Annotated in this window: 14 protein-coding genes; 11 read left to right on the forward strand and 3 right to left on the reverse strand. The window is 63.3% G+C overall.

The window, feature by feature from the left end:
- Positions 1–153 precede the first annotated feature (153 nt).
- The 9 genes from LPA37_RS27305 to LPA37_RS27345 all read left to right on the forward strand — a co-directional run bounded on the left by LPA37_RS27305 (position 154) and on the right by LPA37_RS27345 (position 9,204).
- Complete coding sequence (locus LPA37_RS27305; RefSeq protein WP_228977057.1) at positions 154–1,215, forward strand: thiamine pyrophosphate-dependent dehydrogenase E1 component subunit alpha; 1,062 nt, start codon at positions 154–156, stop codon at positions 1,213–1,215.
- Positions 1,212–2,222, forward strand: a complete 1,011-nt coding sequence (locus LPA37_RS27310) for an alpha-ketoacid dehydrogenase subunit beta (protein WP_267478218.1) — start codon at positions 1,212–1,214, stop codon at positions 2,220–2,222. The genes LPA37_RS27305 and LPA37_RS27310 overlap by 4 nt, the downstream gene beginning before the upstream one ends.
- Before the next feature lies 1 nt (position 2,223).
- Entirely contained in the window at positions 2,224–3,579 is a 1,356-nt protein-coding gene (locus tag LPA37_RS27315; RefSeq protein ID WP_229014219.1) for an acetoin dehydrogenase dihydrolipoyllysine-residue acetyltransferase subunit, read from the forward strand.
- A 236-nt stretch (positions 3,580–3,815) separates the two neighbouring features.
- Positions 3,816–4,244, forward strand: a complete 429-nt coding sequence (locus LPA37_RS27320; protein WP_228977061.1) for a transcriptional regulator GutM — start codon at positions 3,816–3,818, stop codon at positions 4,242–4,244.
- Between the two features lie 127 nt (positions 4,245–4,371).
- The gene (gene srlA / locus LPA37_RS27325; RefSeq protein WP_228977064.1) at positions 4,372–4,926 is read left to right on the forward strand and encodes a PTS glucitol/sorbitol transporter subunit IIC; all 555 of its coding nucleotides are present in this window, start codon (positions 4,372–4,374) and stop codon (positions 4,924–4,926) included.
- A 57-nt stretch (positions 4,927–4,983) separates the two neighbouring features.
- Positions 4,984–6,000: a PTS glucitol/sorbitol transporter subunit IIB gene (srlE, locus tag LPA37_RS27330; protein ID WP_229014220.1), complete on the forward strand. Its 1,017-nt coding sequence runs from the start codon at positions 4,984–4,986 to the stop codon at positions 5,998–6,000.
- Positions 6,001–6,023: 23 nt separating this feature from the next.
- Complete coding sequence (locus LPA37_RS27335; protein ID WP_228977067.1) at positions 6,024–6,407, forward strand: PTS glucitol/sorbitol transporter subunit IIA; 384 nt, start codon at positions 6,024–6,026, stop codon at positions 6,405–6,407.
- A gap of 118 nt (positions 6,408–6,525) precedes the next feature.
- Complete coding sequence (gene ptsP / locus LPA37_RS27340) at positions 6,526–8,487, forward strand: phosphoenolpyruvate--protein phosphotransferase (protein WP_229014221.1); 1,962 nt, start codon at positions 6,526–6,528, stop codon at positions 8,485–8,487.
- Positions 8,488–9,066: 579 nt separating this feature from the next.
- Positions 9,067–9,204 carry a hypothetical protein gene (locus tag LPA37_RS27345; protein ID WP_228977175.1) on the forward strand — a complete coding sequence of 46 codons (138 nt, stop codon included), beginning with the start codon at positions 9,067–9,069 and terminating at the stop codon, positions 9,202–9,204.
- Between the two features lie 351 nt (positions 9,205–9,555).
- Here the strand turns inward: LPA37_RS27345 and LPA37_RS27350 are convergent, their stop codons facing one another.
- Positions 9,556–10,038, reverse strand: coding sequence for a hypothetical protein (locus tag LPA37_RS27350; protein ID WP_228977071.1), 483 nt, complete (start codon positions 10,036–10,038; stop codon positions 9,556–9,558).
- 87 nt (positions 10,039–10,125) lie between these two features.
- Here LPA37_RS27350 and LPA37_RS27355 point away from each other — a divergent pair, with 87 nt between their 5' ends.
- Together LPA37_RS27355 and LPA37_RS27360 are read left to right on the forward strand one after the other, a co-directional pair.
- Positions 10,126–10,332 carry a hypothetical protein gene (locus tag LPA37_RS27355; RefSeq protein ID WP_229014222.1) on the forward strand — a complete coding sequence of 69 codons (207 nt, stop codon included), beginning with the start codon at positions 10,126–10,128 and terminating at the stop codon, positions 10,330–10,332.
- Positions 10,301–10,906, forward strand: coding sequence for a hypothetical protein (locus LPA37_RS27360; protein WP_228977075.1), 606 nt, complete (start codon positions 10,301–10,303; stop codon positions 10,904–10,906). Before LPA37_RS27355 ends, LPA37_RS27360 begins: the two co-directional genes overlap by 32 nt.
- 177 nt (positions 10,907–11,083) lie before the next feature.
- On the opposite strand, the gene LPA37_RS27365 is transcribed toward LPA37_RS27360, so the two are convergent.
- Together LPA37_RS27365 and LPA37_RS27370 are read right to left on the reverse strand one after the other, a co-directional pair.
- Positions 11,084–11,563 carry a VOC family protein gene (locus tag LPA37_RS27365; protein ID WP_229014223.1) on the reverse strand — a complete coding sequence of 160 codons (480 nt, stop codon included), beginning with the start codon at positions 11,561–11,563 and terminating at the stop codon, positions 11,084–11,086.
- A 28-nt stretch (positions 11,564–11,591) separates the two neighbouring features.
- Positions 11,592–11,827 (reverse strand): hypothetical protein (locus tag LPA37_RS27370; RefSeq protein WP_229014224.1); only part of this gene is annotated, 236 nt, incomplete at its 5' end.

Below are 11,827 nucleotides of genomic sequence, written 5' to 3' on the forward strand. Positions count from 1 at the left end.
CGACAGCTAAAGCGCGAACTCCGGTCGACCGCAAGCGACTTGCATGGGACCGGAGTAACGCGCTAAAGCGCGAACTCCGGTCGACCGCAAGCGACTTGCATGGGACCGGAGTAACGCGCTAAAGCGCGAACTCCGGTCGACAGGAGAAAAGACATGAATGAGGTCGTAGAGTCGCCGTCGCGCCCGTCCGCCGCGATGCCGTCGGTGTTGCGCCATCACGCACCCGAAGTGCTGCGCGCGGCGTTGCGCAAGATGATCCTCGTGCGCCGCTTCGAGGAAAGCGCCGAGCAGGCATATATGCGCGGACTGATCCACGGCACGATGCATCTGTCGATCGGCCAGGAAGCCAGCGCGATCGGTGCGACGTTGCCGCTCACCGACGCGGACTACATCACCTCGACGCATCGCGGCCACGGGCACTGCATCGGCAAGGGCGCCGATCCGAAGCGGATGTTCGCCGAGTTCTTCGGCAAGGAAACCGGCTACTGCCGCGGCCGCGGCGGCTCGATGCACATCGCCGACGTGACGCGCGGCAACCTCGGCGCGAACGGCATCGTGGGCGGCGGCATGCCGATCGCGGTCGGCGCGGCGCTGTCGGTTAAAAGGCAGCACAAGGATTCCGTCGTGATGTGCTTTTTCGGCGACGGCGCGAACAACGAAGGCGCGTTCCACGAATCGCTGAACTTCGCGGCGATCTGGAAGCTGCCAGTGATCTTCGTCTGCGAGAACAACAGGTACGGCATGTCGATGTCGGTCGAACGCTCGACGGCCGTGCCGCACATCGCGCAACGCGCGCTCGCCTATGACATTCCGGGCGTCACGGTCGACGGCAACAGTTTCGTCGACGTCCTCGAAGCGAGCGAGCAGGCAGTGGCGCGCGCGCGCCGGGGCGAAGGCCCGACGCTGCTCGAATGCGAAACGTACCGGCTGCGCGGTCACTCGAAAAGCGATCGCAACCGCTACCGCACGCGCGAGGAAATCGACGCGTGGAGCGAGCGCGATCCGATCGCGCGCTTCCAGCAGACGCTACTGCAACACGGCATGTCGGACGAAGCGACGCTCGCCGCGCTCTACGACGAAGTCGAAGCGCAGATCCAGGAAGGACTCGAATTCGCGCAGGCGAGCCCTTCGCCGAAGCTTTCCGAACTGACCCGCTACGTCTATTCCGAAGCGGGCCCGCAAACCAGCACGGCCGCTGCCGGGAGCCAGCCATGAGCACCGAAGTGCGTGAAGAAGTACGTGAACTCACGTATGCGCAGGCGATCCAGGAAGGCATGGCGATCGCGATGGAGCGCGACGAGCGCGTATTCCTGATGGGCGAGGACATCGGCGTGTATGGCGGCGCGTTTCAGGTCACGGGCGACCTGTACCAGCGCTTCGGCGCCGACCGCGTGATGGATACGCCGATCTCGGAACTCGGCGGCGCGGGCATCGCGGTCGGTGCGGCGATGACCGGATCGCGCCCGATCTACGAATTCCAGTTCTCCGATTTCGCGACGCTCGCGATGGAGCAGATCGTCAATCAGGCCGCGAAGATGCGCTTCATGCTCGGCGGCGAAGTGTCGGTGCCGCTCGTCATGCGCTTTCCGGCGGGCTCGGGAACGGGCGCGGCGGCGCAGCACAGCCAGAGTCTCGAAGCGTGGTTCGCCCACGTGCCGGGTTTGAAGGTGATCCAGCCGAGCACGCCGCACGACGCCAAGGGCCTGCTGCTGGCCGCACTGGAAGATCCGGACCCGGTGATGATCTTCGAGCACAAGCTGCTCTACAAAAGCAAAGGGCCCGTTCCTGAAGGCTGGTACACCGAGCCGATCGGCAAGGCCGCGATCCGGCGCGCGGGCCGCGACGTGACGATCGTCGCGACATCGATGATGGCGATCCGCTCGCTCGAAGCCGCGGCGGTGCTCGAACAGGAAGGCATCGACGCGGAAGTGATCGACCTGCGCAGCGTGCGGCCGATCGATCGCGACGCGATCATCACGAGTATCCGCAAGACGTCGCGGCTCATCTGCGTGTACGAAGGCGTGCAGCAACTGGGCATCGGCGCCGAGATCGCTTCGATTGCGTGCGAGAGCGAGGCGTTCGACTATCTCGATGCGCCGGTGATCCGGCTTGGCGGCGCGGATTGTCCGCTGCCGTACAACCCCGAGCTGGAAAAGGCAGCGGTGCCGCAGGTCGACGACATCGTCGCGGCGGCGCGGCGCGCGACTGGCCGGAGGACCTGACATGCCGACAGAAGTGATCCTGCCGCGTGTCGACATGGACATGACCGAAGGGATGATCGCGGCGTGGCATGTGAGCGAGGGCGACGAGGTGCGCGAAGGCACGCTGATCTTCGAGATCGAGACCAGCAAGGCGACGATGGAAATCGACGCGCCCGCGAGCGGCGTGATCCGCCAGATCAGTGCGCCGGTCGGCAAGACGGTGCCGGTCGGCACGGCGGTCGCGTGGATCTACGCGAGCGGGGAAGCGCTTCAGGAGCACGGCGGGGCGGCGGATGTTTCATCGTCGGCGCAGGAAGAAGCCTCGCCCGCAGACACGCCCGCAGTGGCATCCGGGTCTTCGGACGCGCAGACGCCCGCCCGCCCCGACGACACCCTGCGCGCGACGCCAGCGGCTCGACGGGTTGCGCGCGAACGGGGCTTGCAGCTGGTTGCCATCGCGGGCACGGGTCCTAACGGGAGAATCGGCGCACAGGATGTGTTGCGTGCCCCCGCCGACAAACCACCCACGCCCGGCAGCACCCCGGCGACGCAAGCTGCGCGTGCGCTTCACACGCTGTGGCTGCGCAAGGACGCAAGCGGCGTGCCGCTCGTGCTGCTGCACGGCTTCGCCGCCGAATTGAACAGCTGGCGTCCGTTTAGCCGGAGTCTCGGCGTCATCGCCGATCCGGGCCTTGGGATGCTGGCCGTCGATCTGCCCGCGCACGGCAAATCGTCCGGCGAAGCGGCCGGTTCGATCGCCGCGATCGTGTCGGCCGTCGAGGAGACGCTGCTTGCCGGGGGTGTCGGCGCATGTCACCTCGTCGGTCATTCGTTTGGCGGCGCGATCGCGCTGGCCGTCGCTGCATCGCAGGCGCACGTGCGTGTCAGATCGCTGACGCTGATCGCACCCGCGGGGCTCGGGCCGGAATGCAACGGCGCGTTCATTCGCGGCGTGACGCAGTCGACGCAGCGCGCGAGTCTCGCTGCATGGCTCAAGCAGCTTTTCGCGGACCCTTCGCGGATGGACGACGCGTTCGTCGCTACCGCGCGGCAGCAGCTCGAAAGCGCGGAAGTGCGCGAACGCCTCGCGATCCTCGCCGACGTGTTTTTCCCCGACGGCACGCAAAGCCTCGATCTACGCGGCGCGCTGGAGCAGGTGAGTGCAGGCGTACCGGTGCGCGTCGTGTGGGGATTGCAGGATCGCATCCTGCCGGCGCGACATGCCGAAGGCCTGCCCGGCCGGATCGCCGTGCATCGTTTTGCCGGCACCGGCCATCTGCCGCAGGTCGAGGCACAGGACGAGGTCGCGAGAATCGTTGCCGAAAACGTCGCGACTGCATTGGGAGAGAGCGTCATGCGTCGTGGCGCGGTAGGATGACGCTGCTTTAATTCGTTGTGCCCGCGACCCGTGCCTTGCACGCCGGCTTCGGGATGGATGAATGGCAAAGGGAAGAGGGCGCATCACCCGCGTTTTCCCCAATGCAAACGAAAATGAACAATTGTATTATCGAAAGTACAAGATGTTCACCGAAAGTGGATGTAGAGAGCCCGCCGTGGAACGGTGCCGCAGCAGTCGGGCGCGCGAAGGCTCCAGTCAAGAATCAGGAGACGACGATGGACTATGTGCGCGGTGCCCTGCTCGCCCTGGCCGTATTCTGGGCGTTGCAGCTGGTGGGTTCGCTGTATCAGATGCGCCGCTATCGCGAGGCCGTGCAGGATGCGGCGCGTCGCTGGCATAGCGGCTTTCTTGGCGTAGGCTCCTGCAAGGTCAGGCTTGGACGTGGCGCGGTTGCCATCGTCGTGCTCTCGGCCGATATGCGGGTCTGCCAGTTCCTCAGCATGTCCGGCTTCACGGTCTTCACGCGCTTTCAACCTCACCCCGGCTTCGAAGAGCTTTCGATGGAAGCGTTCGTCGAGCGCCTGCATCGCGCGAAGCTGCGCGGCAGCATCGTGAAGGCCGCCATCGATGCACTCGAACGCGCGCACCGCGCGGCCGAAGCGCCTCCCGGGGAAGCGCCGCAGGCCGCCGAAGCGCCGGCCTGATCCGGGCGGTCAGGCCTCACGACTTCCTGTCTTTCCGCTCTATCGCTTTTGCATTCTGTCCGGCTCCGCGTGGTGACCGCCGTGTGGAGTTTTTCGCGATCGTTTCGGTTTATCTGGGAGATTCGCCATGTTCATGCTCGATTGGCTTACGCATCTCGCTGAAGGATTTATCGGCATCTTCAACGCCGGCGGTAAAACGTTTGTGGGTTTCGTCACGGGCATCCTGCCCACGCTGATCGTGCTGCTGACCGCGGTGTACACGATCATCGCGCTCGTCGGCGAACACCGGATCCAGGGGCTCGCGCGCTTCTTCTCGAAGAACGCCATTACGCGCTACACGCTGCTGCCGCTGCTCGCGATGTTCTTCCTCACCAATCCGATGGCGTACACCTTCGGCGTGTTTCTGGAAGAAAAGCACAAGCCCGCGTTCTACGACTCGGCCGTTTCGCTGTGTCATCCGATCACCGGGCTTTTCCCGCACTGCAATCCGGGTGAACTCTTTGTCTGGCTCGGCGTGGCCGCCGGCATCGCGAAACTCGCGGAAAGCCATGCCGCGCCGTTTTCGATTCCCAAGCTCGCGTTGTTCTATCTGATCGTCGGTCTGTTCGTGAATCTGCTGAAGGGGATTCTCACCGAGGCGCTGACCCGCATGCTGGCGCATCGGGAAAACATCAAGCTGTGAGGCATTGCCGTTACGGGCAACCGGACATCACAACATCGAGACAGAGGGGCATCTGAAATGGACACACGCGTATATAAAACCGTCCGGGTCGAACGCGGGCCGAACGGCTGGGGCGGCCCGCTCCTGATCCGGCCGACGCCGGAGCGCAACAAGATCGTCGCCGTCACCGGCGGCAACATTCCCGAACTGGCGAAGGTGCTGGCCGAGATGACGGGCGGCGTGCTCGTCGACGGCTTTCGCACGCCGCCGCCCGAATCGGAAATGGCCGCGGTCGTGATCGATTGCGGCGGCACCGCCCGCTGCGGCGTGTACCCGCGCAAGAAAATTCCGACGATCAATCTGACTTCGGTCGGGCAATCCGGCCCGCTCGCGCAGTTCATCACCGAAGACACCTACGTGTCGGGCGTGACACCTGAGCATCTGACGAGTGTCGATGACGGCGATTCCGCCGCTTCGTCGACCGGCCCCTCGCATGCGACGTCCCCGTTCGGGGCGCCGGCCGGCGCGGCCGTGGTCCTGGAGGAAGCGGCGCAGCACTCACGCGGCGTCGTCGGCCTGATTACGTCGATCGGGCGCGGCATGGGCGGCGTCGTCAACGTGCTGTTCAACAGCGGCCGCAAGGCGATCGACACCGTGATCCGCAACGTGCTGCCGTTCATGGCGTTCGTCACGATGCTGATCGGCGTGATCAATTCGACGGGGATCGGCACGGGCCTCGCGCATCTGCTGTCGCCGCTCGCCGGCAACATCATCGGCCTGATCGTGCTGTCGGCGATCTGCGGGCTGCCGTTCCTGTCGCCGGTGCTCGGCCCGGGCGCGGTCATCGCGCAGGTGATCGGCGCGGCGATCATCGGGCCCGCGATCGGCAACGGTACGATTCCGCCGCAGATGGCGCTGCCCGCGCTCTTCGCGTACGACACGCAGGTCGGTTGCGACTTCGTGCCGGTCGGGATGGCGCTTGGCGAAGCGAAACCGGAGACAATCCGTATCGGCGTGCCGGCTGTGCTGATCAGCCGGCAGATCATGGGGCCGATATCGGTTCTGATCGCGTGGGCCGCGAGCTTTGCACTCTAACTGCTGTCCGGGAACGAAAGAGAATGACCATGCATTACTACAAGACTGTGATTTCAGAGGTGGGTCCGGAAGTGGGCGATCTGCTCGAAGGCGGCGTGCTGATTCTGTATGCACACGGCGCGCCGCCGGAACTCGCTGAGGTGTCGGTGCTGCATCGGGTCGAAGCGGCGCACGAAAAGGCGCCGCAGGTCGGCTCGCAACTGCGTATCGGCGATGTCAGCGCGTTCGTGACGGCGGTCGGGCCGACGGCGTGGAACAAGGTGAATGAACTGGGCCACGTCGTGATCAACTTCAATGGCTCGCCTGCGGCCGAGCGCCCCGGTGAAATCTGCGCGCAACCGGTCGATGTGGCCGCGCTGCTCGCCAGCATTCGCAGCGGCGCGGTGATTGAAATCGCGGATCTGTGACGCATCGCGGTGAGCGCGGTGAGTTCGCCGCGATGCGTGCGTGGTGTGAAACATGGACTGTGAAATACGGGCTGTGAGATACGCGCTTTGAAACATGACTGGACAGGAAGGTCTTGCCATGCTGGAAACCGAAATCGTTGTGAAGGTAAGCGAAGGTCTGCACGCGCGGCCGGCGACGCAGTTCGCCAAACTCGCGAAGGAGTTTTCCTGTTCGCTGCAGATTTTTCGCGGCACGACGAGCGCGGACGCGAAGAGCGCCGTGAAGCTGATGCTGCTCGGCATCAAGCAGGATGACCAGATCCTGCTGCGCGCCGACGGTTCGGATGAAAGCGTGGCGCTGAACCGGCTGCTGGCGTTTCTGACCGAGCCGTCGGCGGGCGTTCAGCCTGCAAAGCCGGTGCATACGGAAGAGGCTTCGGCGCCGGTCAGCGGTTCACACGTTGCGCAGGCTGAACCTGCCGTGCCTGGCGCCGTGCAGCATGTGCGCGGCGTGCCGGCCAGCGAAGGCCTTGCATGCGGTGAAGCGTTTGTGTACCTGCCCGAAGCACTTCGTGCGACGCGGCAGTTCATCGAGCCGCACGAAGTCGCCACGGAACTTGACCGCTTTAGCGTTGCGTTCGCCGAATCGATTGCTGCGCTCGACCAGCAGTTCAAGACGATGGGCTGTCACGAAGATATCGTCGAAGCGCTCGCCGACGTCGCGCAAAGCGACGAGTTTTCCGGCGCGGTGAAGCAGCGTATCGCGTCGGGCTGGGATGCGGCGGCGGCCACATTGCAGGTGGGCGAGGAACTCGCGGCGGCGTTTCTCGCGATGGAAGACGAATACCTGCGCAGTCGCGCCGACGATATCCACGGCATCACGCGTCAGGTGGCATTGCGGCTGCTCGGCATGGAAGACGTGAGCCTTGCCAGTCTGTCGAGGCCGTGCGTCGTGCTTGCTGCCGAACTGAGCGCGCCGGATTTCGCGCGCGCCCAGGTCGCGAATATCGTCGGGCTTGTCTGCACGAAGGGCAGTGCGACGTCGCATCTCGCGATCATGGCGCGCTCGCATGGCATTCCGGCGGTGCTCGGCCTGCCGGTCGACGAAGCGGTGCTGCGGGGCGCGACACGCGTCGCGCTCGACGGTGCGCAGGGGAGCGTGTGGTTCGATCCGTCACCGGACGTGGAGGCCGGATTCGCGACGCGCATCGCGCAGGAAAAGAGCCGTCACGCGGCGTTGAGCGTGTATCGCGACGTCGAACCTGTCACGCGCGACGGTCGCCATGTCGAGATTGCGGCGAACCTCGGCTCGCTTGCCGAGATCGACGCCGCGCGCGAGGCGGGCGCGATGGGCGTTGGCCTCTTTCGCACTGAACTGCTGTTCATGGACCGTCGCACGATGCCGGACGAGGACGAGCAGGCCGCGATCTACACGAAGCTCGCGCAGGCGTTTCATCCACGGCCGGTCGTGATCCGCACGCTCGACGTGGGCGGCGACAAGCCAGTGCCCGGCATTGTCTTCCCCAGGGAAGACAATCCGTTTCTCGGCTGGCGCGGCGTGCGGATGTGCCTCGACCGGCCCGACGTGTTCATGCCGCAGTTGCGCGCGTTGCTACGGGCTGCGACGCTCGGCAACGTGCAGGTGATGATCCCGATGATCGACGACGTCGACGAGGTGCGTCGCGTGAAAGCGCTGATCGCCACGTGCGCCGAAGCACTGACGCGCGAAGGCGTCGCGTGGGGGCAGCCGAAGCTCGGCATCATGGTCGAGACGCCGGCTGCCGCGCTTACCGCCGATCTGCTCGCGCAGGAAGTCGATTTCTTCTCGATCGGCACGAACGATCTGACGCAATACGTGATGGCCGCCGACCGGATGAATCCGGATCTGGCGTCGCTCTATCGCACGGATCATCCGGCCGTGCTGCGCGCGATCGGCATGGTGTGCGAGGCGGCCAGAAACGCGGGTATCCCTGTTGCCGTGTGCGGCGAGGCGGCCGCGAGGCCGGAGATGATTCCGCTTTTCGTGAGCCTGGGCGTCAGCGAATTGAGCATGAGCCCATCGTCGGTGTTGCGCGCGAAGAAGATCGTTTGCGAGCTTTGATGTCGTGAACGGTGGCGCTTCGGCCGCGCGCTTTATGGGCGAAGATGGTGCGTCATGCACCAATATGGTTCATTTCGTGAATCGTTAAGTCTTCAATGCAGTGCATGGCGCGTTCCCGCGCAAGCGGGCCGCGAGTGTCTTCTTCACTCGACAATCGTGTGCCGCGCGACCTGGCAGAGGCGCCCGCAGCCTCCCTGCGCGGGACATTGCGCAAAGTCGCGACGGTCAGATTCCGCTCACCCGAATCTCGCCCGGACGCTGTGCTGCGCGTGTTGGGGCATGAAAATTGCGTGTCCCACGCCAGGGTCAATGGCGACTCCAATACATCGAATATGTACTGACTGCCTGTCGTCGGGCCGTCATCAGGGACAACGGCGTCCCGAAACGTGATTCGCGCTGAACGAGCAATCGGTCGCGCGCACGTTTCGGGGCGCTTTTTTTTGCGCTGGCGAAAAGCCAGTGTGTGGTCCGCCGACGGGCTTCCTGATCCGGGTCTTCTCACGCTTCCTACATGAAACAGCAGACACAAACACGCTACGAAGACGTTTCCGGGCAGGGCAGTCCGGCAGGGAGTTCGCGGTGATCACCACCGTGCTCGCCGACATCATCAAGGAGATGGACCCGTTGATCCATAGCGTCGTCGATACGTCCGGCACGCGCGACGCATCGCGCCGGCGGGGCGCGCAACGCCTGGAACCGGTCGCCACGGCTGGATGATCCGGCTCACCATTCCGGGATTGAACATGCACAAGCTGTTATCTGATTTTCTCCGGTCGTGTCTTGCCGCCGAGCCTTCCCGCGCGGCAGCGGACAACGAAGTCGCGACGTACTGTACGGACGATGACGAACGGGCGCCGCGGCATACCGCCGATCTGCGTCCCGCCAGCCAGCGTGGACGCAGGCGGCGCGCGCAATCGCGGCATCACAGAAGGGATTTTTCGCGGATGGGGTGAGGGGTGAGTCTGCGGGGAGGGTGTCGCTGAAGAATTCGCGCTGACGATGAAGGCAGCAGATAGCACGGTCTCCTGCATACCGTGAATGTCGACTGTCACGCTGGGGTAGATATCGCTATCGCATATCGTCCCGGTGCATCACGAAACTTTCCGTGCGTGAACCGTAGTGCTTCGTGACTTCGGCGCCGGCCATCAGTCTGGACGATTTCAGGATTGGACTTGCCACGACATACAGTCGATCGGGATCGGGGCCATACATATACAAATAGCCATCGTTGCCGTCAATATGAAACTCGGTCTCGCCGAGTTCGCCAACACCCGCATGTTTAATCGCGCTTTCCAGCCGATGTTCCAGAATGTGAATCCGCGCGCGGTCCCTGGGGTAGTAATCGAAATGGACCATCATCACCGGTCCTGGTGGTCTCTGTAGCTGTTCTGAAGCTGCACCGCCCGCGAACAAGGCGGTGCATAGAAATGTGGCGAATGCTCTTCTTCTCAGCATGGGCACGATATCGTCCGTGAAATGAAGTTCAATTTTCGACGATGTAGACAGTCCCGTCGAGCGCTCCTTTGCGGCTGAACCGAGTGCTGCTGTCAACTGGATTGACGGCCGTAATTCCAGGTACCCAGGTCAACGGCACACTCAAGTTTTTTTCTCGCCTGTCGTTTACATGACATGTGCCGGGTGGCACATCATTCACGCCGCGTTATCGACGGCGGCGATTCCCTCATCCGGGAAATCCAGATTCTGGCCCAGGCTTTAACCACTACTCCCAATCCGGTCTGTAATGAGAAAGTCCATAGCAATTTTCGCTATCGCAGGCACGCTGCTGACTTCCGGCTGCGCGACCGTTTCCACCATGTCACCGACGACGACAACGAGTTCCGTTGATACGACGAAGAACTCGTATGCGTTGATGACGGTGACACTCAAGAATGCGTACCATACGAGCTATCAGCCGAGCCCCATCGTGGTGAACATGGAGCGCGGAGCGGCGGACAGTCGCGAAGACCGGCTGAATTTCAGGTTTGACGATCAGGCAACCACGACGGGCGACTCCGGTAACCACTATTTCATTCGACTTCCTCTCGCTCCCGGAAAGTATGTGATGCGCGGAATCACGGGGCAAAGTGGCATATTCCCGTTCCACGGCATGTTCTTCACACCGCTTCACGAGGTCGTCGAAATCAAGCCGAATTCCATCATGTACCTTGGACACATCGACGCCACGGTCGTCGAACGCAAAGACGGCGAGTTCCGTGCAGGGCCGCTCATCCCCCTGATCGATCAGGCGGCAACGGGCTTTAGTGGCGGGACGTGGGACATCACCGTGTCGGACCAGTTCGACGACGACGTGTCGGCGTTCAGGAAAGACTTCCCGGCGCTGAGCAGCGCATCAATCGAACGTGACGTGCTGCCCGCCTGGGACAAGCAGAAAGCGACCGAGTGGTGGGCTAACCACTGACCTTGATGGTGCGGTGTCCGGCGCGCGCAACTGGCATTGCGCAATTGCGCGTCGCCGGACCATGGATGCATCGCACCCAGACTTCGCGGTGAACCGCCGGATTGTCGCCAATCTGAAATCGTCAAGGCTTCATGGCCAGCAACATCGATTGACTGGCCGAACCGCCGCGTCTGCGTGTTAATCGGCAGTAGCCGCTGCGCGCTCTATCGCGGTTATATCGATCTTCTTCATTTTCATCATCGCGTCCATCGCACGCCTGGCGGCATCGTGATCGGGTCCGTTGACGAGCTCGAGCAGCCGCCTCGGCGTGATCTGCCACGAAAAGCCCCAGCGGTCCCTGCACCAGCCGCAAGGTGCCTCCTCTCCGCCACTGCCGGTAATGGCGTTCCAATAACGGTCGGTCTCTTCCTGGCTATCCGTCTGGACCATCAAACTTACCGCCTCATTCGCCTTGAAACTGGGCCCGCCGTTCAACCCTACGAAGCGCCGGCCGAGCACGGTGAACTCGACCGTCAGCTCAGGACCCTGCCCAATGCCCGGTATAGGGGATACATGACCTGCGTCGACACGGCTGTCGGGAAAGGTGGCGGCGTAAAACTCCGCCGCCTCGCGCGCTTTACCTTGATCGAACCACAAGCATGTTACGAGCTCAGCCATCGCAATCTCCTTTCAGAAACACGTTCCGTCAGCCGGCTTTGAGGGCAGCATCCTGACGCTCATGCCATCGAGACATCTGGCATTGACTGTCTCTAATAGCCTGGCTGCTGAGTTCGAAATGCGCAAGCTCGAATCCTGAAACATCGGCGAAACAGGGGTGGATTGCGACTAGCCGCAGTCGACCCATATTCGCCATTCGGATTCCCAGATTGGTCACCGGGAAGCGGTCGTTCAAAGGGGCGGTCTGGCTTCGACTTAGTCGTT

Source organism: Paraburkholderia gardini, assembly GCF_907164545.1.
Classification (GTDB): Bacteria; Pseudomonadota; Gammaproteobacteria; order Burkholderiales; family Burkholderiaceae; genus Paraburkholderia; species Paraburkholderia gardini.